At 63.9% G+C, this 20,156-nt stretch carries 21 protein-coding genes and 1 tRNA gene; 14 read left to right on the top strand and 8 right to left on the bottom strand.

Features of this window, described 5'->3' with window-relative positions:
* The first annotated feature begins 71 nt into the window (after window positions 1-71).
* Window positions 72-2,084, top strand: coding sequence for a CAP domain-containing protein (locus AYX22_RS24175; protein ID WP_242703417.1), 2,013 nt, complete (start codon window positions 72-74; stop codon window positions 2,082-2,084).
* A gap of 35 nt (window positions 2,085-2,119) precedes the next feature.
* On the opposite strand, the gene AYX22_RS19680 is transcribed toward AYX22_RS24175, so the two are convergent.
* On the bottom strand, window positions 2,120-2,563 hold the full coding sequence (locus tag AYX22_RS19680) for a hypothetical protein (protein ID WP_089596431.1): 444 nt from the start codon (window positions 2,561-2,563) through the stop codon (window positions 2,120-2,122).
* Window positions 2,564-2,810: 247 nt separating this feature from the next.
* Here AYX22_RS19680 and AYX22_RS19685 point away from each other — a divergent pair, with 247 nt between their 5' ends.
* The 5 genes from AYX22_RS19685 to AYX22_RS19700 all read left to right on the top strand — a co-directional run bounded on the left by AYX22_RS19685 (window position 2,811) and on the right by AYX22_RS19700 (window position 6,439).
* Window positions 2,811-4,289 carry a M15 family metallopeptidase gene (locus AYX22_RS19685; RefSeq protein ID WP_242703418.1) on the top strand — a complete coding sequence of 493 codons (1,479 nt, stop codon included), beginning with the start codon at window positions 2,811-2,813 and terminating at the stop codon, window positions 4,287-4,289.
* A gap of 79 nt (window positions 4,290-4,368) precedes the next feature.
* Window positions 4,369-4,439, top strand: a tRNA-Gly gene (locus AYX22_RS19690).
* 158 nt (window positions 4,440-4,597) lie between these two features.
* The gene (locus tag AYX22_RS19695; protein WP_207595185.1) at window positions 4,598-5,059 is read left to right on the top strand and encodes a nuclear transport factor 2 family protein; all 462 of its coding nucleotides are present in this window, start codon (window positions 4,598-4,600) and stop codon (window positions 5,057-5,059) included.
* Window positions 5,060-5,150: 91 nt separating this feature from the next.
* A complete protein-coding gene (locus AYX22_RS24350) occupies window positions 5,151-5,285 on the top strand; it encodes a hypothetical protein (protein ID WP_011776304.1) in 135 nt (44 codons plus the stop codon).
* Window positions 5,282-6,439 carry a N(5)-(carboxyethyl)ornithine synthase gene (locus AYX22_RS19700; protein WP_207595186.1) on the top strand — a complete coding sequence of 386 codons (1,158 nt, stop codon included), beginning with the start codon at window positions 5,282-5,284 and terminating at the stop codon, window positions 6,437-6,439. Before AYX22_RS24350 ends, AYX22_RS19700 begins: the two co-directional genes overlap by 4 nt.
* A 70-nt stretch (window positions 6,440-6,509) precedes the next feature.
* On the opposite strand, the gene AYX22_RS19705 is transcribed toward AYX22_RS19700, so the two are convergent.
* The gene (locus tag AYX22_RS19705; protein ID WP_207595187.1) at window positions 6,510-7,925 is read right to left on the bottom strand and encodes an MFS transporter; all 1,416 of its coding nucleotides are present in this window, start codon (window positions 7,923-7,925) and stop codon (window positions 6,510-6,512) included.
* 179 nt (window positions 7,926-8,104) lie between these two features.
* Here AYX22_RS19705 and AYX22_RS19710 point away from each other — a divergent pair, with 179 nt between their 5' ends.
* A complete protein-coding gene (locus tag AYX22_RS19710; RefSeq protein WP_026543322.1) occupies window positions 8,105-8,959 on the top strand; it encodes a LysR substrate-binding domain-containing protein in 855 nt (284 codons plus the stop codon).
* Here AYX22_RS19710 and AYX22_RS19715 read toward each other — a convergent pair.
* On the bottom strand, window positions 8,956-9,888 hold the full coding sequence (locus AYX22_RS19715) for an NAD(P)H-binding protein (protein WP_207595188.1): 933 nt from the start codon (window positions 9,886-9,888) through the stop codon (window positions 8,956-8,958). The genes AYX22_RS19710 and AYX22_RS19715 overlap by 4 nt on opposite strands.
* Window positions 9,889-9,955: 67 nt before the next feature.
* Between AYX22_RS19715 and AYX22_RS19720 the strand changes: the two genes are divergently transcribed.
* From AYX22_RS19720 to AYX22_RS19730, 3 genes are all read left to right on the top strand, one after another.
* On the top strand, window positions 9,956-10,312 hold the full coding sequence (locus tag AYX22_RS19720; protein WP_207595189.1) for a metalloregulator ArsR/SmtB family transcription factor: 357 nt from the start codon (window positions 9,956-9,958) through the stop codon (window positions 10,310-10,312).
* 26 nt (window positions 10,313-10,338) lie between these two features.
* On the top strand, window positions 10,339-10,827 hold the full coding sequence (locus AYX22_RS19725; RefSeq protein WP_242703419.1) for a GNAT family N-acetyltransferase: 489 nt from the start codon (window positions 10,339-10,341) through the stop codon (window positions 10,825-10,827).
* 150 nt (window positions 10,828-10,977) lie between these two features.
* The gene (locus AYX22_RS19730; RefSeq protein ID WP_207595190.1) at window positions 10,978-11,751 is read left to right on the top strand and encodes a sugar phosphate isomerase/epimerase; all 774 of its coding nucleotides are present in this window, start codon (window positions 10,978-10,980) and stop codon (window positions 11,749-11,751) included.
* A 19-nt stretch (window positions 11,752-11,770) separates the two neighbouring features.
* Here AYX22_RS19730 and AYX22_RS19735 read toward each other — a convergent pair whose 3' ends face one another.
* Together AYX22_RS19735 and AYX22_RS19740 are read right to left on the bottom strand one after the other, a co-directional pair.
* Window positions 11,771-12,547, bottom strand: a complete 777-nt coding sequence (locus AYX22_RS19735; RefSeq protein ID WP_207595191.1) for an alpha/beta hydrolase — start codon at window positions 12,545-12,547, stop codon at window positions 11,771-11,773.
* Window positions 12,544-13,581, bottom strand: a complete 1,038-nt coding sequence (locus AYX22_RS19740; RefSeq protein ID WP_207595192.1) for a LacI family DNA-binding transcriptional regulator — start codon at window positions 13,579-13,581, stop codon at window positions 12,544-12,546. The genes AYX22_RS19735 and AYX22_RS19740 overlap by 4 nt, the downstream gene beginning before the upstream one ends.
* Window positions 13,582-13,775: 194 nt before the next feature.
* Here AYX22_RS19740 and AYX22_RS19745 point away from each other — a divergent pair, with 194 nt between their 5' ends.
* The 4 genes from AYX22_RS19745 (at window position 13,776) to AYX22_RS19760 (ending at window position 17,429) form a co-directional block, all read left to right on the top strand.
* Window positions 13,776-14,945, top strand: a complete 1,170-nt coding sequence (locus AYX22_RS19745; RefSeq protein WP_207595193.1) for a Gfo/Idh/MocA family oxidoreductase — start codon at window positions 13,776-13,778, stop codon at window positions 14,943-14,945.
* Entirely contained in the window at window positions 14,945-16,159 is a 1,215-nt protein-coding gene (locus tag AYX22_RS19750) for a dihydrodipicolinate synthase family protein (protein WP_207595194.1), read from the top strand. The genes AYX22_RS19745 and AYX22_RS19750 overlap by 1 nt, the downstream gene beginning before the upstream one ends.
* A complete protein-coding gene (locus AYX22_RS19755) occupies window positions 16,156-16,995 on the top strand; it encodes a sugar phosphate isomerase/epimerase family protein (RefSeq protein WP_207595195.1) in 840 nt (279 codons plus the stop codon). The genes AYX22_RS19750 and AYX22_RS19755 overlap by 4 nt, the downstream gene beginning before the upstream one ends.
* Before the next feature lie 260 nt (window positions 16,996-17,255).
* On the top strand, window positions 17,256-17,429 hold the full coding sequence (locus tag AYX22_RS19760; protein WP_207595196.1) for a hypothetical protein: 174 nt from the start codon (window positions 17,256-17,258) through the stop codon (window positions 17,427-17,429).
* Window positions 17,430-17,438: 9 nt separating this feature from the next.
* Here the strand turns inward: AYX22_RS19760 and AYX22_RS19765 are convergent, their stop codons facing one another.
* From AYX22_RS19765 to AYX22_RS19775, 3 genes are all read right to left on the bottom strand, one after another.
* Window positions 17,439-17,648: a hypothetical protein gene (locus tag AYX22_RS19765; protein ID WP_089596442.1), complete on the bottom strand. Its 210-nt coding sequence runs from the start codon at window positions 17,646-17,648 to the stop codon at window positions 17,439-17,441.
* 18 nt (window positions 17,649-17,666) lie between these two features.
* The gene (locus AYX22_RS19770) at window positions 17,667-18,743 is read right to left on the bottom strand and encodes a YihY/virulence factor BrkB family protein (RefSeq protein ID WP_207595197.1); all 1,077 of its coding nucleotides are present in this window, start codon (window positions 18,741-18,743) and stop codon (window positions 17,667-17,669) included.
* 117 nt (window positions 18,744-18,860) lie between these two features.
* Window positions 18,861-20,066 (bottom strand): ROK family transcriptional regulator, encoded by a 1,206-nt coding sequence (locus AYX22_RS19775; RefSeq protein WP_242703420.1) that lies wholly within the window; start codon window positions 20,064-20,066, stop codon window positions 18,861-18,863.
* Window positions 20,067-20,156 lie beyond the last annotated feature (90 nt).

Below are 20,156 nucleotides of genomic sequence, written 5' to 3' on the forward strand. Positions count from 1 at the left end.
CCGGACATGTAGAACCGCGCCCGTACCTGGGGGCAACGAGTATTCGCGGGGTAATTGTGAAAAAACTGGCAGTGCCGGCTTCCATTGTGCTGGCCGGGGCGCTGGCCCTTTGCGTCGCCGCCTCCAGCCAGATCCTGCCGGCCACGGACGCGGGTCCCAGCGGCAGCACCACCCCCTCCTCCAGCGTCGAGTCCGGTCTGACGGCACCTGAGTCAAGCACGACGCCGGACGCCGCACCTTCCGCGGATACCCCCGCGGTTGGCGACGTCGTGGACCCCACGACGGTGCCAACCCCGGACACTGAAACAGCAAGCCCGATGCCGGGCAGACCCATCGCGGTAGATCCGGTGATCGAGACACCGCCTCCGGTACCGAACATCGGGCCTTCCTGGGGTCCGGATGGTCCGTCCACGGAAGGCACGTCCCCGGAAAACCCGGAAAACCCGGGCGCCACGGAACCCACCGTTCCCGATCCCGTGGAGCCGGCGCCCCCGCAGTCCTCATCGTCGGCGGCTCCGTCCCCGTCAGCACCTGCCATGGGCCCGCTCCCCTCAGGTACGCCCTCGCAGCCAGCCAGCCCAACGCCGTCGGCATCGCCTACAGCCACCCCGACGCCGTCGGTGACCCCAACCCAGACGGCTGTCCCCACGGCGCCGCCGTCCCCAACAGCGTCCGCATCACCCACGGTCACGCCGACACCAGTACCACTCCAGACGGCCCCCGCCGCACCCACGGCGCCAACCCCGTCCCCCACACCAAGCACCCCCTTCCCAGGCAAAGCCCCCAGCGGTGAGACAGATCCGGACAACGGCGCCCTTGCCCTCCTCCCGGACAGCAACACCGCCGCAATCCTGACGGTGTTCAACGCGATCAACAGCTACCGCGCATCCCTGGGCCTGGCCCCTGTGAAGTACCACGCGACAGTAGCGAGCCTTGCCCAGGATTGGTCGAACAACATCGCGACCCGGGAAGTGATCCAACACCGCGCCAATTTCTGGACCGATCCGCGTGCGCTGAATCCGAACAACGGCGCAGGTGAGGTCATTGCTGTCCGCTGGGACCGTGACGCCGCGCAGTTGGTGGAGTGGTGGAAGGGGTCCCCAGGGCATGATGCGCTGCTGCGTGATCCCCGGTTCAACGTCATGGGCATCGGTATCACCTACACGGACGGCAACTGGCAGACCACGCCCAACCGCTACACGCTGTGGGGTGTGGTGAATTTCTTTGGTTACACCTCGCTGCCGGCCGGAACCACAAATGCACCCGGCGGAACCGTCACCCCTCCCACGGATCCCATCGGAGCATGCCAGCCGGGCGACAAATACCAGCCGCCCACGGTCAATCTCAGCTCCGCCTCCATCAGGAGTGCCGCAGATCTCGTCTCCATCGCGGCGGACGGAACGGTGTATTCCTACGCTTCCTTGGGGAACGCGAAGTACGGCGCAGCCCGCAAGATCGGCATCGGTTTCACGGGGCTCAAGGAACTGTTCGTCAGCGATTGGGACCGCGACGGGGTCTTCGACCTCATTTCACAGCGCACCGACGGGGCACTCCTGGTGTATCCGGGGAGGCCGTCGGGCGGCTTCGGTTCGCCGGGAGTGCTCGGCCACGGCTGGCAGTCCTTGAACATTGCTGTGGGAAACTGGTGCGCCAACAACCGGCTGCCCCAGATTGTCGCGATGGACGCATCCGGCGGGCTGTGGCTCTACAAAAACGCAGGGATGACGTACATCCGGTCGCAGGCCGCGATCGGCACGGGAAACAAGGCCGTCCGGCTCAGCATGGTGGACTACAACGCGGATGGTTTCCAGGATCTGCTCACCGTTGAGCCCAATGGTTCCTTGCGCCTGTACCGGGGCAGCGGTCTGGCTACGCCCAAGCAGGAAGCCCGGCCCATTGTGGGCGCTGCGTGGACGGATTACTCCGGACTGCGTTCCTTGCGGGGCGTCACGGGGGCCAACACCACCGGCGTTGCGGGCCTGGGCACCAACGGAGTCCTGGAGTACTGGGACCTTACCTCAGGAAGGCTGACGACGCCCATAGCGGTGGGTGGCGGCTGGACCGGCTACAAGCTCGCCCAATAGCCGACCAGACAAAAGAGCAGAAAAATCAGTCGCGCTCACACCACCGAGCGTGACTCCATCACGGTCTTCAGCTGCTCCAACTGGGCAACTTCGCTTTCCATTGTTTTCTGGATCATGCCGTTCATCAGTTTCTGCAGTCCCTTGGGGTGGTATTCAAGGGCGAACCTGAGCCGGGTGGTTTGGCCTTCGGTGCTGAGGTAGTAGCCGCCGGTAGGACGTGCGGGTCCCGCAACGACGGCGAAGCGCACTTCCGCTCCTGGCCGGGCTTCGGTGATCTGGAAATCGGCAGCGATGGGGCGGCCGCCCGGACCATTGATGGTCTGCTGGTAGAGCGCGCCTTTGTGGCCGCGGAGACCTGATCGCAGTGAGATGCTGCGGATCCCGGACCGCCACAGGGAGTTGTTCATCCCGTCCATGAGGAATCCGTACACGGTCATGGCGTCCCGGCTGATCACCACTTCGTAGTCTGCAAATGCCACGGAAACCTCTTTCGGCGTACGGTTCGATATGTCTTAGCCCGGTTCCCCATACGCTGCAGCTAACACCTTCAGAATAGTCAGCACGCGCGGCACTGGGGCATATAAGCGGCGAGCCTTGACCGAATGGTTATCTGGCCCTTCACAAAGTTACGACTGACAGAGCATGGCACCTCGGGGTAGAGTTCCCGAGGCTGGCTAAAACCGATTTGGGGGCGTTATGCGGGTTCTGGGACATCAAGCTTTTGCAGTGAAGGCACGACGACGGGTGGCTGCGTGCGCGGTTTTCCTCGCCGTGGCAGTGGCTGGCGGAGTTGTCACCGCGGTTCCCGCCACGGCGGCAGGACCGACGGTGATTTCTGCAGCAAAAACAGCAGCAACCACAAAGGTCCCCGCCACAGCGAACCCGTTGCCGAGCGTTGACCCCATCGGTGACCCTGCCAACATTTCGGTCCTGGTCAACAAATCGCGGCCACTGAATCCGGCGAGCTACGCGCCGTCGGACCTTGTCAACGCACGTGGCTCGGGCCAGTACATGCGTGCGGAAGCTGCGGCGTGGCTCAACGGCTTGTTCCAGGGGGCGGCAGACGCAGGCACGGGCGGCTTGTCGATCGTAAGCGGCTACCGGTCCTACGCAACCCAAAACCAGGTGTATTGGGGCTATGTCAATGCTTATGGCCAGGCCTACGCGGACACTATTTCGGCCCGCCCCGGATACAGCGAGCACCAGACAGGTCTCGCCATGGACATCGGCAACGCAGCCGGCAGCTGTGGCCTGAGCACCTGCTTCGGCGATACCGCGGCCGGCAAGTGGGTAGCTGCGAATGCCCATAAATACGGTTTCATAGTCCGCTACCCCAACGGTTACACGGGCACCACGGGCTACAGCTACGAACCGTGGCACTTGCGCTACGTGGGCGTAGCCTTGGCCACCGACATGAACCGGCGCGGATTCCCGACGCTGGAGCACTACTTTGCGGGCAACACCGCCGCCGCAGCAAGCATCAAGTCCGGCGCCGACCTGGTGGCTGCCGACTCGTCGGGCCGTCTTTTGCGCTACCCCGCGACGGCGGCCGGCGGCTACGCGGGTGCAGTCCAGATCGGTTCGGGCTGGACCGGCTTGAAGCAGGCTTTCGTGGTGGACTGGGACATCGACGGCGTCTACGACATCCTGGCGCAGTGGAACAACGGCGTCCTGGGGGTCTATCGAGGTCTTCCGGGCGGTGGATTCGCCAACCAGGTGGTGGTGGGCAACGGCGGCTGGGAGCGTATGACCATCACCGTGGGTAAGTGGACGCACAAGCATGGCCGGCCCGGCGTCGTCGGATACTTCCCGGACGGTGTGCTGCGCTACTACCCCAACACCTTTGGTGGTGCGCTGAGCGCACCGCAAATCATTGGCAAGGGCTGGAACGGCATGGAACTGACCATCGCCGACTGGGAAGGCGACGGCGCCAACGACATCCTGGCCAGGACAGGTTCCGGTGCCCTGATTAATTACCGCGGTGACGGGTGGGCAGGCTTCTACGGACCGGCCACCACCGTGGGCACCGGCTGGCAGTACATGCGCGTCTTGGCCCCCAGCTTTGGGCTGACTGGCGCGGGCACCCGCGGCATCACTGCACAGACCGCCGACGGCAACCTGTACAACTACGGCCTGGGCCGGGGACAGTGGACAACGTACCGTCAGGTGGGTTCCGGATGGAACGGCCTGAAACTGTTCAAGTAGGCGGCCGACGCGCCTGTCATGAGCAGCCCCACAACTGCGCTAAGCTAGGACTCGCTCGGGGCGAAAATTCCCGGGCAGCGCGGGCGTAGCTCAATGGTAGAGCGCTAGCTTCCCAAGCTCGATACGCGGGTTCGATTCCCGTCGCCCGCTCAAGGAAAACCCCGGATCCCACGATCCGGGGTTTCTTTGCGTCCAGGGACCCAAATGCCCGACGGCGGTACTCACCAAACAAGGCCGCGCACCCGTCGACCGGAGGGTCTCACGAGCCTAAACTCATACGTACATCCACCTATCCGGGAGGTCCTCCAATGACTCTCACCGACGCTGGTGAGGCGGGCCCGCTCGCCGTCATCAACCGCCTGCTGGAAGCCACGAACAAGCACGATCTGGAAGGCCTGGCGGCCTGCTTTGCGCCGGGCTACGTCAACGAAACGCCGGCGCATCCCACCAGGGGCTTCACTGGGCGGGACACCATCCGCAGCAATTGGGAGCAACTTTTCACGGGTGTCCCTGACATCAAGGCGCATCTCCTCTCGCACAGCGTCAACGGCAGCTCCATCTGGACCGAGCTGCACCTGAAGGGTGCGTGGCGCGATGGTACGCCGCACGAAATGACGGGCGTCATCATCTTCGGCGTGGACGAGGGCATCATCAGCAGCGCGCGTTTCTATTTGGAGCCGGTGGAAAAGACGGCAGCACTGGACGATACCGCCGATCGTGTGACCCACCGCGTCACCCATGGCCGTCCGGCGGCCGAGCCGGCGCAGTGACCCAAGGGCAGTGACCGCGGCCACTGCTTTTCCGTGCGAGGTGTATCGTCAGGAGTCAGGAGCCATTTCGGTTCCGCTCTAGGGAGCAATCATGGGCGACAAATCACCGCGCCAAACCGCATCAAAGAAATCCAGTAAATCCATCAAGGAAAAACGTGCGGATAAGAGGGCTTCCGAGTCCTCCGCCACCGAGGCCGCAAAGCCCTCTACCGGCAACAAGAAGTGACCGCGCCAACCGCCCAGCTGAGCATAGGCGTCCTCGCTTCCTCGCTGAAGCCCAATGAGCGCCGCCTCCCCATCCATCCCCAGCATCTGGAGCGCATCGATCCGGAAGTGCGCCAACAGCTCAGGTTTGAATTCGGCTATGGCGAGCGGTTCGGCGTCTCTGACAGCACGCTGGAATCGCTGGTGGGTGGGCTCGGTACACGGCAGGAATTGATCGCCGGCAGCGACGTCATCCTCCTGCCCAAGCCGCAGGCCCAGGACTTGGCCGAACTCCGCGACGGCCAAACGCTGTGGGGCTGGCCGCACTGTGTCCAGGACCGGGCCATCACGCAACTGGCCATCGACAAGAAGCTCACGCTCATCGCGTTTGAGGCCATGAATCACTGGGCAGGCGACGGTGGCTTCGGCCTGCATGTTTTCCACAAGAACAACGAGCTCGCCGGGTACTGCTCTGTGCTTCACGCCTTGGCACTCACGGGTTCCACGGGCGACTACGGCCGCCGGCTGAGCGCCGTGGTCATTGGCTTCGGGGCCACTGCGCGTGGCGCCGTCACTGCACTGAATGCCCACGGCGTTCACGACGTCCAGGTCCTGACCAACCGTGGCGTCGCCGCCGTCGGGTCACCCATTCACTCGGTGCGGATTGTGCAGTTCGATCATGACAGCAACGCACCTTTCCTCAGCGAAGTCATCACGGACAAGGGGCGCAAGCCCTTGGCGCCGTTCCTGGCCGCCGCGGACATCGTGGTCAATTGCACTCTTCAGGACCCCAACGCCCCGCTGACGTACCTTCGCACGGAGGATTTGACGGAATTCCGGGCTGACAGCCTGATTGTGGACGTTTCCTGCGACGAAGGAATGGGGTTCAGCTGGGCACGCACCACCACCTTCGACGAACCCATGTTCCGTGTGGGCGGGCACGTCAACTACTACGCCGTGGACCACAGCCCGTCGTATCTCTGGAACTCAGCCAGCTGGGAAATCAGCGAAGCCTTGCTTCCTTTCCTGGACACCGTTGCGGCCGGCCCGGCCGGATGGGATGCCAACGAGACCATCTCGCGGGCCATCGAAATCCGCGACGGCGTCATCCGCAACCCGGATGTCCTGGAATTCCAAGGACGCTCAGCGGAGTACCCGCACTTGCCAACGGCATAAAGACGCTCACCAGGAAGCGCCCGCGGTCCTGCCGCGGGCGCTTCACCTGTTAATCCGTCGGGGACTGCGGCTATGCCGGTTGGGTCTCCTGCACGATCCGCAGCACCCGGCGCCGGTCACGCAGGTCCACCTTCAGGTGCAGCGAAGACTTCCGGGCAAGGACGACGGCGACCACCGCAGCGGCGATGGCCGGCACACCACCCGAAATCAGGACAGCAAGGTGCGGACCAAAGTGCTCGGCCAGCCAGCCCATCATGGGGCCGCCAATGGCCTGTCCGCCGATCAGCACCACCAGGTAGAGGCTCATGACACGGCCGCGGATGCTCATGTTGGAGCTGGTCTGCACCATTTGGTTGGCCGCAGTGAGGAACATGAGGCACCAGAATCCGGCAAGGACCATGGTGACGCTGAACCACACCATGGACGGCATCAGCGATGAGACACAGAGCATGAGACCGTACAGCCCCGCCGACGTCACTACCGACCTCAACCGCAGCTGGCGACGCCGGGTGGACGCCACCGCTCCCATCAGTGCACCGAGCGCAACCATGGCGTTCAGCAGGCCGTAGCCTCCGGCACCGGCGTCGTACACGTGGTCCGCAAAGGCGGCCAGCAACACAGGCAAGCTCATGGCGAAAACGGCCACGAACCCGGCCATCAACCACGGCCAGTAAATGGTGGGCTTGCTGAGCGCATAGTTAAGGCCTTCACGCAGCATCCCCTTTTTGCGGGGCGTCGGCTGGCTGAGGTGCAGCTGGTCCTTGCGAAGGATCAGCAGCATGGCCACAGTGGTACAGCAGGCCACAGCGTTGGCAGCGAAGGCCCAGCCTGCGCCGACAGCGGTGAGCAGCACACCCGCCAAGGCAGGCCCGATCAAGCCGCCCAGCTGGAAGGTGGTGGAGTTGACGCTGATGGCATTCCGGAGGTACTTGGGGCCGACGAGTTCGTTGACGAACACCTGCCGGGCCGGCTGGTCCAGGACCGTCACGAAGCCCAGGGCCAAGGCAATGACGTACACGTGCCAGACTTCAACGCGCTGGCTCAGGGACAGTACCGCCAACACTGCAGCCAGCACGGCCGCCGCCGATTGGCAGATGATGAGGATCTTGCGCTTGGCAAAGCGGTCGGCGATCATGCCGCCCCATGGTCCCAGGAACAGTGACGGCATGAACTGCAACGCCACCGTAATGCCGACTGCGGTGACGGAACCGGACAGCTGCAGCACCATCCAGTCCTGGGCGATGCGCTGCATCCAGATGGCGATGACGGCAATGAAGTGGCCGATCGCGAAAATCCTGAAGTTGGGGACCTTCAGGGAGATGAAAGTATGACGCCAGGGCAGCTTTTCACTCACGACGGCGAGTGGCTGGGTGACGGTGTCCGGCTGGTTGGTGTCCGGCTGGTCTGTATCCGGCAGCGGGCGAGCGGACAGGGAATCGATGACGGGCTGGCTGACGTTTGCCGCTGAAGGCGGTGGGGGTGCCAAAAGTAGTCCTCGGATCGAGAGTTTCGGTGGGATGCGTTTAACGCTATGGTTGCCAGCAGCAATTATGGAAGCGTATTGCGCCTATAACTAGCATTGCGGAATGCAATGAGCTGCTTGCAGCACAAGGGGAAACGGCGCAGTACTCCGGCCCGGCGTTGACCTGCGCTTAGAGGAGTTCCGTGTTTGAACCTGTCCAGCTCCGTTCCTTTTTGGCCGTCGCGGAAACGCTGAGTTTCACTAAGGCAGCCGAGCGGCTGGGCCTCGCACAGCCCACGGTCAGCCAGCATGTCCGCAAGCTCGAGGCCGCCGCCAAGCGCGTACTCGTGGCCCGGGATACCCGTGAAGTCAGGCTTACTGACAACGGTGATGCCATGGCTGGCTTTGCCCGCAACATCCTTGCTGCCCACGATTCCGCGGCCCGCTACTTTTCCGGCTCGGCCATGCGGGGACGCCTCCGCTTCGGGACAGCCGACGACCTCGCCATCACCGGCCTCCCCCGGATTCTCCGGGAGTTCCGGCAGCTCTACCCACAGATCAACCTCGAGCTCACTGTCAGCCAAAGCGACCAGCTGTACAAGCGGCTCAATGCCGGGCAACTGGACCTGGTGTTCGTGAAATGGGTGGCCGGAGCAAAGGAAGGCACGGTGGTCCGGCACGACAACTTCGCGTGGGTGGGCGTGGAGCAGACAGTGCTGGAACCGGGCGCCCCCGTGCCGCTGATTGCGTACCCGGCACCGAGTTTGAGCCGGAAGCTTGCCATCGATGCCTTGGAAGCGGAAGGCCGGACATGGCGGATCACCTGCAGCACCAAACAGATCAGCGGAGTGCTCGCGGCCGTCCGGGCCGGGATTGGAGTCGCCGTAATGCCGGCATCGCTGGTGCCCGAGGACCTGAAGGTCATCACCCAGCGATTCGGCCTGCCGCCGGTGGGCGACGTGGACTTCACCTTGATCCGGAATCCACTCGCCAACGCCGAGGTCATCGACGCCCTGACACAGGCCATCATGGGCCGGACGCTGAGTAAGTCGAACTAGTGGACCGGGCCGCTCGGCCGGCTGCGGTCCATGCGCCCGTTCCACCACCTCACTACCCGAAGGTCGTCCAAGGCGAAGCGGCCTTCCGGTACGGCGGCCCGGATGCGTTCGTCGTCGAAAGGAAGCCTGGGACGCAGCTCCACGGGAAGCCAGGGCGCATAGGGTGAAGGCACGCTGACCCCCTCGGCGAGCATCTGCGCCTGGGCTTTTGCCACGAGTGGCACCACCATGGTCCACTCTGTCAGCTGAGCCAGCGCGCGGATCGACCAGATGGGGGCGCGGACGAAAACAGGGTGGCCCCCCGCCATCCGGGCGATCCTGCGGACAGCCACTCCAAGTTCGAGCTCTTCGGCTCCGACAACAGCGACGATCGGGGTGGGCACGCGACCTTCAAGGGCGGCGATCAGGGTGTTGACGGCCTCTTCCACCGGTATGGGTCGAACAGTCCGCTCCCGATAACCGACCGTTGCGAAAACCGGAAAGCTGCGCACCGCACGCGTCACATGGTCCACCATGTGGTCTCCCTTTCCGTAGATCATCCCCGCCTTGAGAATCGTGTGCTCGATGCCCGACTGCCGCAGGAGCTCCTCGGCAGCCCATTTGGTCTCGTGATAGGCGGAACCACAATCCGGACGGGCGCGAAGGAAGCTCAGCATGACGATTCTTTGGACGCCCGCCCTCCGGGCAGCTTCAATGACGGCGCGGGTGCCTTCAACGTGAACCCGCTGGAAAGTCTGGTCACCGATCTCCCGGTTGATCCCCGCACAGTGGGCTACGACGTCGCAACCCGTGAAGGCCTCCGTCAAGGCTTCGACGTCGGTGATTGCGGTCCCTGTCCGACGCGAAATGATGACGGTGCCCGGCCTGTCGAGTCGTTCCGCGAGGTGACGGCCTACAAAGCCGGTACCGCCGGTAATAGCTACACGCATGATCTTGCTCCTTCGCTTATTAGCAACAAAGCTAAACTGTATATAGCAATTGTGCTATATTGCAAACATGGCAGATACAGCTTCAGAGATCTTCGCCGCCCTTGCGCACCCCACCAGGCGGCAAATACTTCAAGACCTCAAGGACGGCGAGTTGGCCGCCGGTGAGATCGCTGCGCGATTCAACGCCACGGGACCCACCGTTTCCCGGCACTTGAGCGTGCTGCGCCAGGCCGGCCTGGTCACGGAACGGCGGGATGCCAACCGCATTCTCTACTCGCTCGTTGGTGAGCGCCTGGCCCTGTCGGTGGGAGACTTCCTTTCCACGGTTTGCCCCGAGCAAATCGTGTTGCGGGAGGTCCGGAAGCGGAATCCTTCCCGCCCCTCGACCAGGACGCCGAAGGCGACCAGGACATCTGAAGTCTGAACCGGCGGCCGTAGTACGCTCACCTCATGACTCCCGCCAGGCTCGTCCAGCCGTCCGCAAAGTTCCATGAGTCCTGGCTGGAAAGCTACGACGAGTGGGGCACCCTTAACCAGGATGGCTCAGCGGCTTTTGTGGCTGCGAGATACGACCTGGATCTCCGCGACAACAGCGACTTCGCGGAGTGGGTTCACCTTCTGCACGAGTTGCCCAAGAAGGGCTTCCAACCCCCTGAAGGCCTGGCCAACCAGAGCACCATCTGGGTTGTCGATGACAACGCATACCTGGGGGCAGCCAGCCTCAGGCACTCGTTGGCCAATGACTACCTCACTGAGGTGGGAGGCAACATTGGCTACGGCATACGGCCCAGCGCGCGGGGGCGGGGGCTCGCCAAGCTTGCACTGAAAGGTGCCCTCCAGGAGGGTCGCTCCCTCGGCATGGAACGCGTGCTGGTGACGTGCAAACAGCCGAACCTGGCGTCCGCCCGCACCATCGAGGCGTGCGGCGGCGTTTCTTGAAAGCGTCCGGCCTCCGGAGAGTTTCGCTGCGGACCTCGGAGTCACCGAAGCGATCCGGCGTTATTGGATCAAGCTCTAGCCCAGCGTTCATTCTGTTCAACAGGCGATACACCCTTACTGGGTAAGCGCATTCCCGGTATCCTGTGAAGCATGATCGACCTCACCACTCTGGCTGACCTCACGCCTGGCATCTGTTCCGTGACTCTCCGCTCCCACGGGATTGACGAGGTGGTCCGCATTTCATCGAATGCGGGCCTGGCCGGCATCGAGTGGGGCACTGATGTGCACGTCAGCGATGCGGAGTCCGCGGCGCACGCAAAGGGAGCAACTGAAGCAGCGGGACTCACGGTTCTCTCGCTCGGCTCGTACTACCGCTGCGGCGCCTTCGGGGATTTCGATCGGGTCCTGGACCTCGCTACGGCACTGGGCGCCCCGCGAATCCGGGTGTGGGCCGGCGAACAGGGTTCGGCCGGCGCCGGCCAGGAACACCGGGACGCGGTGGTGAAGGACACTCAGCGGATTGCGGATCTCGCGGCCGCCCGGGGTGTCGCCATCGCGTTTGAGTATCACGGCAACACCCTCACCGACTCCCCCGCCACCACCTTGGAGTTACTGAACCGCGTGAACCATGCCAACGTCGGCACTTACTGGCAGCCCGCCGTCGGACTTTCAGACCAGCAGGCGCTGGAGTCCCTTCACGAAGTCCTCCCCCACGTGGTGGGGGTGCACTGCTTCTCCTGGGGGCCGGTTGCCGAACGCTTCCCGCTGCGGAACCGGAAGTTGCTGTGGCAGACCGTCTCTGACGTCCTGCGCGGAAACGGCAAGGACCTGGACATCATGCTGGAGTTCGTCGAGGACGACCTTCCGGACAACGTCATCAACGATGCCTCGTTCCTCCACACCATCACCTTGGGCGAGGACTGAGGCCAACTACGTAACGCGGTTACGCAGCCCAGCCCCACCGGCCGAGCCATGATGCGCAGAGCGCCGGCCACTGATCAGCCCCGGCCGTTCCCGAAGCCAGGCCAATACCGTGGACGCCGTGCGGGAAGAGGTGCAGTTCCACCGGGACACCGGCCCGGCTGAGCGCGCCGGCATAAGCAAGGCTGTGGCTGATGGTGACGGATTGGTCGTCGGCCGTATGCCAGAGGAAAGCGGGCGGCGTTCTCGGCGTGACGTGAAGATCCGTTGAGAGCTCCCGCAGGACCCCAGGGGCGGCACCCGCTCCAGCGAGGTTGTCCACAGACCCCTGATGGACCGAATTCACGAACGAAATGACCGGATAGCAGAGAATGCTGAGGTCCGGCACAGCCTCCACGGTATCCAGCGAAGGATCACCGGTGGCTACCTCCACGGACAACGTGGACGCGAGATGTCCGCCGGCTGAAAATCCCAGGACGCCAACCCTCGACGCATCCACTTGCAGTCCGTGATCGCCGTTGCGGATCCACAGCATCGCCTGCTTGGCATCCACCAACGGGGCCGGGTGCTGTTCCGGCGCCACCCGATACCGCAGCACGAATGCGTGGATTCCCAATGAAGCCAGCCATTCACCCACGGGCTCGGCCTCGTGGTCTGCCTGCTTGGCGTATCCCCCGCCGGGAAGCACCAGGATGGCCGGCGCGGCTTGGGCGGAACGCACGGCACCAGTGGAACGCTCGACGGCGGGAATCACCGTCAGCGCCCGGGGCGCCTGCGCTGGTGGCCCCGCCGTCGTCATACCTGTGATTCCACCGGAGTTTCGGTGCTGCGGCGGAGCTTGACCGCGCCACTGACGGGAGGAGTATCCGGATCTCCCGCAGCGAGCCGGCCAATATCTTCGAGCGGCAGGTGCACGGTGGACAGTGCGGGCCGGAAGTCGCGCAGGGTTTCAATGTCGTCGAAACCGGCGATGGTGGCGTCGCGGGGAATCCACACGCCCTCCGGCCGAAGGGCGGCGGTAACGCCGATGGCCATGACGTCATTGACGGCAAAGATGCAGAGGCGTTCCGCGGAGGACTTGATCCGTTCGGCAAGCGCCTGACCGGCTTCATACCCGCCGGCCCGGTTGAATCCAGTGCGGACCACCTCGGCGGCGGGCCTCCCAGCGTCCGCGAGCCCGCGCTGGAAACCGCGGACACGGTCGTCCGATGTGTAGAGACCCTCGGGTCCGGCAATGATCAGGAAAGCACCATCATGAGTGGCGGCCAATTCCGCAGCGAGGCCGGCAGCCAGTTCCTCGTTGGGGACTTTCACCACGTGGTAGCCCTCGCTCGTGGACGCGCCCACCACCGGATGGCCGACAACTCCCACATGACCGCCATTGCGGCAATAACGGTCCAGCTCGGCGGCCAGCTCGGCATTTCCTTGCTTGTCCTCAGCCCGCACGGAACGCGAACCGGCAATGACAATCGAGTCGGCGCGACGCGCAGCGAAGGCTGCGACGGCTTCCTTTTCATCCGAAGGAGCCCCGGAGGTGGTGGCCAGGAGCACCATGCGGTTCTGCTGGCGGGCAGCTTCCTGGACTCCGCGGGCGATCGCAGAGAAATAGGGATCGGCGATGTCATGGACAACCAGTCCGATCAGGCCCGAACTCGACTTGGCCAACGCCTGCGCCTGCGCGTTGGGCACGTAGCCGAGCTTGTCGGCGGCCTCGCGGACGCGTTCGGCAATGTCCTCGGCGGGCTTACGGGACGAGCCGTTGAGGACCCTGGATGCGGTGGCCAGGGAAACCCCGGCCAAACGGGCAACTTCACTCAGTGTGCTGGCGGCCACGGGGCCCTCCTTGTCTGCAAGCGTCGGGACTGGCGCTAGGGAAATTATGTCAGTCTTCCGCGAGTTATGGGAAAGCGCTTGCCAATCCGGCGAGTCATGGTGCATGATCGATGACAACGGGAATGCGCTTTCCCATACGAACTGCAAGCACCGGCTTCCGCACCGCGACCGGCACACAAGGCACTGGAGAAAACATGGGCTACGAAACAAAGACGATCCGCATCGCCATGAACGGCATCACCGGCCGTATGGGCTACCGCCAGCACCTGCTGCGGTCCATCCTCCCCATCCGCGACGCCGGCGGTTTCACCCTGGAAGACGGCACCAAGGTTCAGGTGGAGCCGATCCTCGTTGGCCGCAACGAAGCGAAGATCCGCGAACTCGCCGAACTCCACAAGGTCTCTGAATGGACCACCGACTTGGACGCCGTCATCGCCGATCCCACCGTTGACATCATCTTTGACGCTTCCATGACCAGCCTCCGCGCCGCCACCCTGAAAAAGGCCATGCGCGCCGGCAAGCACATCTTCACAGAGAAGCCGACGGCCGAGACCTTGGAAGAGGCCATCGAACTGGCACAGATCGGCAAGGACGCCGGCGTCACCGCGGGCGTGGTGCACGACAAGCTGTACCTCCCCGGCCTGGTGAAGCTCCGCCGTCTTGTGGACGAAGGCTTCTTCGGCCGCATCCTCTCCATCCGCGGCGAATTCGGCTACTGGGTCTTCGAAGGCGACGTCCAGGCTGCCCAGCGTCCGTCGTGGAACTACCGCAAGGAAGACGGCGGTGGAATGACCACGGACATGTTCTGCCACTGGAACTACGTCCTTGAAGGCATCATCGGCAAGGTCAAGAGCGTCAACGCCAAGACCGCCACGCACATCCCCGCACGCTGGGACGAGGCCGGCAAGGAATACAAGGCCACCGCAGACGACGCCTCCTACGGCATCTTCGAGCTCGAAACCCCGGGCGGCGACGACGTCATCGGCCAGATCAACTCCTCCTGGGCCGTCCGTGTCTACCGGGACGAACTGGTGGAGTTCCAGGTCGACGGCACGCACGGTTCCGCCGTCGCCGGTCTGAACAAGTGCGTTGCGCAGCAGCGCGCCCACACCCCCAAGCCCGTCTGGAACCCGGACCTGCCCGTCACCGAATCCTTCCGCAGCCAGTGGCAGGAAGTCCCCGCCAACGCTGAACTGGACAACGGCTTCAAGCTGCAGTGGGAAGAATTCCTGCGCGACGTCGTCGCAGGCCGTGAGCACCGCTTCGGCCTGCTCTCCGCAGCCCGGGGCGTGCAGCTTGCCGAACTCGGCCTCCAGTCCTCGGCAGAGCGCCGCACCATCGACATCCCGGAGATCACCCTCTAATGACGTCACTGATTCTTCCCACCGACGACGGCGGCACCCGCGAGTACCGCCTTCAGCCCGCCACCTCCTGGGTCAAGCCGACCGCTCCGCTGACGGCCCGCCGCGCCTACGCCGCAGCACACGTCATCCCCGAGGTTGCAGCCGACAACACCCCCGGCGCCCCCGCCCAGCTCGACTGGGACGCCACCCTGGCGTACCGGCACGAGCTGTGGTCCTACGGCCTGGGCGTTGCCGACGCCATGGACACCGCGCAGCGCGGAATGGGCCTTGACTGGGCAGCCACCCAGCAGCTCATCAAGCGCACGGGCGCGGAAGCCGCCTCCGTGGTGGCCGCGGGCAACGCCGCCATTACGGGCAAGTCGGTCCGCGACCTTGTTTCCTGCGGCGCCGGCACCGACCAGCTGGACATCGCTGCACTCCCTGCGGGGGCTGCAGGTATCCAGGCTGTCATCGACGCCTACCGCGAGCAGATCGCCGTCGTCAGTGAAGCCGGACCCAAGGTCATCCTCATGGCCTCCCGGGCGCTGGCCAAGGTTGCCAACGGGGCCGACGACTACCTGCACGTCTACTCGACGCTCCTTCAGGAAGTTGACCAGCCGGTCATCCTGCACTGGCTGGGCACCATGTTCGACCCCGCGCTGGCAGGATACTGGGGTTCCGACGACGTCTCTGTCGCCACCGAAACTTTCCTCAGCCTCATCCGCGAGCACTCGGACAAGGTTGACGGCGTCAAGGTCTCGCTGCTGGATGCTTCCCATGAGGTCGCCCTCCGCGCCGACCTTCCGGAAGGCGTCCGCCTCTACACCGGTGACGACTTCAACTACCCGGAACTGATCGACGGCGACGAGACGCACCACTCGGACGCCCTGTTGGGCATCTTCGCTGCCATCTACCCGGCCGCTTCGGCCGCGTTGCAGAAGTACGACGCCGGCCAAGGTGCTGAAGGGCGCGCCATCCTGGACTCCACCCGTGAGCTGGGAAAGCACATCTTCAGCGCACCCACGTTCTATTACAAGACCGGCATTGCCTTCATGTCCTGGCTCAACGGTAAGCAGCCCGGTTTCCAGATGGTGGGCGGCCTGCACTCGGGCCGCTCGGTCCTGCACCTGGCCAAGACCTTTGAACTGGCAGATCAGGCCGGCTTGCTGAAGGACCCATCGCTGGCCGCGTTCCGGATGTCTGACTTCCTGCGGATCAACGGGGTGGGAGCATGAGCGACTTTTCCCGGCTGTCACTGAACAGCGCCACCACCAAGAAATGGACCTTGTCCGAGGCCGTGGATGGTTGTGCCCGAGCCGGCATCCCCGCAATCGGACCGTGGCGTGACCGCGTGGCCGAGGCCGGACTGGACAAGGCAGCCAAGCTCATCAAGGACGCGGGCCTCCGGGTTTCCTCGCTCTGCCGCGGTGGATTCCTGACCGCAGCCGACGCTGAGGGACAGGCTGCTGCCCTGGCCGACAACTTCGAGGCTGTCCGTGAAGCCGTTGCGCTGGACACCCAGGAACTTTTCCTGGTGGTCGGCGGGCTCGCTCCCGGCGAGAAGGACGTGGTGGCTGCCCGCCAGCGCGTCGCCGACCGACTCGAGGAACTTGTGCCCTTCGCTTCCGAGAACGGCGTCCGCCTGGTGCTGGAACCACTGCACCCGATGTACGCCGCTGACCGCGCACTCATCTCCACCCTTGGCCAGGCACTCGATCTTGCCGCGCCGTACGACGCAAAGGCTGTTGGCGTCGCCGTCGACACTTTCCACGTGTGGTGGGACCCCGAGCTGAAGGCGCAGATTGACCGCGCCGGGCGCGAAAACCGCATCGCCTCCTACCAGGTGTGCGACTTCAACCTGCCGATCGCCGCCGACGCGCTGCTGTCCCGCGGCATGATGGGCGACGGCGTCATCGACTTCGCCACCATCGGCACTTGGGTCAGGGACGCCGGGTACACGGGCGATATCGAGGTTGAAATCTTCAACCAGGAGATCTGGGACGCCGACGGCGACACCGTCCTGGAGACCATGAAGCAGCGCTACGCGGAGCTCGTTCTCCCGTTCGCGTAACACCGTGGTCCTCCCGCGGATGCCCTAAGCTCCGCGGGAGGATCACTCCAAAACCAGCGGGTTCCTGCCACGGTCACGGCAGGGGCCCGCTTTTTGCTGCTACCGCGCCCTCCGTTTTGTGTCGGCTGTGAGTCGCGGAAGGAGCCGGTGAGATAGAAGGTACACAGCTGAAACATTGCGTCGATGGGAGGAAACAATGGGCACCTACGCTGGTTTTACCTGGACAAAGGCGTCCACCAAGCCACTGAAAGGACACCACCATGATGCTCTTGAAGACCCTTAACTTTTTCCTCGATGCCAGCGGCACCCACAGCGGCCCCACCGGTGATTCCAGCCCCGAGCACTACCCTGTTTTCGCCACCGAGCGCCTGACCTCCAGCGCCTGGGAAGGCTGGTGGGACGACGCCGACCAAGGCTTCCCTGCGGAAGCCTGAGCTGTCAGGTCAGGAAGCCCGCGCAGCGAGCTGAACCTTGGCCCCCGGCAGGCCGATGAAGGTGACCGAACCGCCGTCGGGCCCTTGCAGTTCAAGGCTGATGTTCCGCGATCCTTCGAGGGGTTGCACGGAGCCCACCCGGAAAACCTCACCGCTGATCCGGACGCTGTCCCCATGCCGGATGGCTTTGAGCTTCTTGTTCCTGCCGTCAGCGTTCACCGTTGATTCTCCAATGCGCTATTTCTTCTGCGGTTCGTCGCCGTGGGTTTCACGGATTTCTTCGCCATCCCGGATGACCTGGTCTTCCTTCTCCTGCATCTTGTCGCTCTTCTTGGTATCGCGCGGCGGCAACTGGATGCTTTCTTCAGCTTCAATGCCTCCCTGCAACTGGCGTCCGCGTTCCATCTCGGCATCGAACTCCGCACCGAACAACAGGGACATGTTCAGGATCCAGAGCCACAGCAGCATGATGATGACGCCGGCCAAGGCGCCGTAGGTCTTGTTGTAGTTGCTGAAGTTGGCAACGTAGAAGCCGAAGCCCAGCGACGCGAGGGCGAAGATCACCAAGGCGATCAGGGAGCCCATGCTCATCCACCGGAACTTGGGCTGCTTGACGTTGGGAGTGAAGTAGTACAGCACCGCAATAATGACGATGACTACCAGAATGAGGACCGGCCATTTGGCGATGTTCCAGACGGTCAGGAAGGTCTCCGACAAACCGATGGCTCCGCCTATGGCTTCTGCAACGGGGCCGCTCAAGACCAGCATGGCCGCTGCGAGTGCCGCACCAACTACCGCAACGATGGTAACGGCGAGCATGGTGCCCCGCAGCTTGATGAAGCCGCGGCCCTCGTCCACTTCATAGACCCGGTTCATGGCCCGGCTGAACGCCGTGGTGTAGCCCGAGGCGGACCAGAGCGCCACCAAAATACCGAAAACCAACGCGAGCCCGGCCGTGTTGGACTGCGTCAGTTCCTCGATCGGCTGGCGCATGGCGTCAACGCCGGGCCCCGGCGCGAACTGTTGGACTATATCCAGCAATGACGACGTCGTCTTGCCGGCATCTCCGAAGATGCCGATCAGGGAAACCAGCGCCAAAAGGGCTGGAAACAGGGAGAGGACTGCGTAATACGTCAGGCCCGCAGCAGCGTCCGGACACTGGTCTTTGCTGAACTCCCGGAGCGTCCGCTTGGCGATGTACATCCACGTGGGTTTGGCCAGGTCATTGGGACTGTCAGGCTTGCGCGAGTCTTCGGGGGAAGGCGCGGTGTGAGCCTTGGCTGTGCTGGTGTGAGCTGAGTCTTGTGTAGTCATGGGGCACTCGTCCGTGGGGTTGGGTTTTCGCGAACAACTGACCCATCAATAGTAAGCATGCTGATGAATCATGCGGAAGAACCCACGCCGAATTACCGCCGGCAAACCCGGACATGACTACGCCAGCTTGCTCGCCAAAAGGAACTCGAACGGCGACTCAATCACAGACCGGATCACTTGGCCGGCAGCGCCCAGGAGCGTGCCGGAATGTTCAAGGCCGGACACGGTCAGGTTTTTCGGGTCCAGCAGCCCAGGCGCGTAGCGATCCAAACTGGCCAGCAACGCCGGCCTCAGCCACTCCCCCAGCAACGCAAAGTGCCCACCGAGGACTATGGCGTCAATATCCATCAAACGGGCTGAGGAGGCGAGCGCGACCCCCAAGTACCGCCCGGCGTCGTGAACTGCCTTCAGTGCGTTCGGATCCTGGGCGGCCAAAGCGGCGAGAAGCTGTTCCGTGCGTTCGGCCAGGGAGCCTTCGGGAATGGTGGCCGCCTCGAAGATGGCCTCCTGGCCGGCGAACGTTTCAAGGCATCCCGCCCCACCGCAGGAACACGCAGGCCCCTCCGGGTGGACCACAATGTGGCCGAGTTCGCCCGCCGATCCTCCGGGCCCCAGGTACAGGTCCGAGCCGATGATGACACCGCCACCAACACCCACTTCACCGGAGACATAGAGGAAGTCGGCAGGGCCGTTGCCGTACCACAGCTCGCCAAGAGCGGCGCTGTTGGCCTCATTGGACAGCCGGACGCCAAGCGGCGCGCCCTTGAGCAACGAGCCCGGGTCCAAGTGCTCGTTCTCCCAATGCAGATTCGGGGCGGAAAGAACGATGTTTCGCCGCTCATCCACCAGGCCAGGGACGGCCAGTCCGCCACCCAGGATGGCGACCTTTTCGGCCGCCGCTGTGTCAACTGCTTCGGACACCAGATCCCGCAGGCGTTCCATGACTTCCCGGGATGCCATCCCGCGGTTCCGTGACTCAACGGTGGAGTGGAAGCGGAGATTGCCACGCAGGTCCACCAGCCCCACGGCCAGGTAGTCAACGTTGATTTCCATCCCCACCACGCCACGGCGTGAGCTGAGTTCCAGCCCTTGGCCGGGCCTTCCCCGCTCGCCATCGCGGTAGAGGCCCACTTCAGATACAAGTCCCGATTCCACCAGATCCGCCACCAGGCTGGAGACCGCCGCCTTGGTGAGCCCCGTGCCGGCCGCGAGCTGCGCGCGGCTAGGCTTCGCATCGCCGGTCCGCGCAATGGAGTCCAGGACCAGCGAAAGATTTCGACGGCGTACATCGCCGACGCGGCCGGGCGCTGCTGACTCGTTCACTGGCGTGGGACTCCCTGCGGATCTGAAAAATTGTTGCTGGCTTCCATTGACCATGATCCATCATCCGCCATATAGTTCAGATTGAAAACT

The organism is Arthrobacter sp. D5-1 (genome assembly GCF_017357425.1).
GTDB lineage: Bacteria > Actinomycetota > Actinomycetes > Actinomycetales > Micrococcaceae > Arthrobacter.

Excerpts from the sequence above, each read along its gene's own strand:
- AYX22_RS19745 (WP_207595193.1), top strand. The coding sequence starts at position 13,776 with ATGGGCTACGAAACAAAGACGATCCGCATCGCCATGAACGGCATCACC.
- AYX22_RS19770 (WP_207595197.1), bottom strand. The coding sequence starts at position 18,743 with ATGACTACACAAGACTCAGCTCACACCAGCACAGCCAAGGCTCACACC.
- AYX22_RS19695 (WP_207595185.1), top strand. The coding sequence starts at position 4,598 with ATGACTCTCACCGACGCTGGTGAGGCGGGCCCGCTCGCCGTCATCAAC.
- AYX22_RS19720 (WP_207595189.1), top strand. The coding sequence starts at position 9,956 with ATGGCAGATACAGCTTCAGAGATCTTCGCCGCCCTTGCGCACCCCACC.
- AYX22_RS19750 (WP_207595194.1), top strand. The coding sequence starts at position 14,945 with ATGACGTCACTGATTCTTCCCACCGACGACGGCGGCACCCGCGAGTAC.
- AYX22_RS19755 (WP_207595195.1), top strand. The coding sequence starts at position 16,156 with ATGAGCGACTTTTCCCGGCTGTCACTGAACAGCGCCACCACCAAGAAA.
- AYX22_RS19730 (WP_207595190.1), top strand. The coding sequence starts at position 10,978 with ATGATCGACCTCACCACTCTGGCTGACCTCACGCCTGGCATCTGTTCC.
- AYX22_RS19735 (WP_207595191.1), bottom strand. The coding sequence starts at position 12,547 with ATGACGACGGCGGGGCCACCAGCGCAGGCGCCCCGGGCGCTGACGGTG.
- AYX22_RS19760 (WP_207595196.1), top strand. The coding sequence starts at position 17,256 with ATGATGCTCTTGAAGACCCTTAACTTTTTCCTCGATGCCAGCGGCACC.
- AYX22_RS24350 (WP_011776304.1), top strand. The coding sequence starts at position 5,151 with ATGGGCGACAAATCACCGCGCCAAACCGCATCAAAGAAATCCAGTAAA.
- AYX22_RS19725 (WP_242703419.1), top strand. The coding sequence starts at position 10,339 with ATGACTCCCGCCAGGCTCGTCCAGCCGTCCGCAAAGTTCCATGAGTCC.
- AYX22_RS19715 (WP_207595188.1), bottom strand. The coding sequence starts at position 9,888 with ATGCGTGTAGCTATTACCGGCGGTACCGGCTTTGTAGGCCGTCACCTC.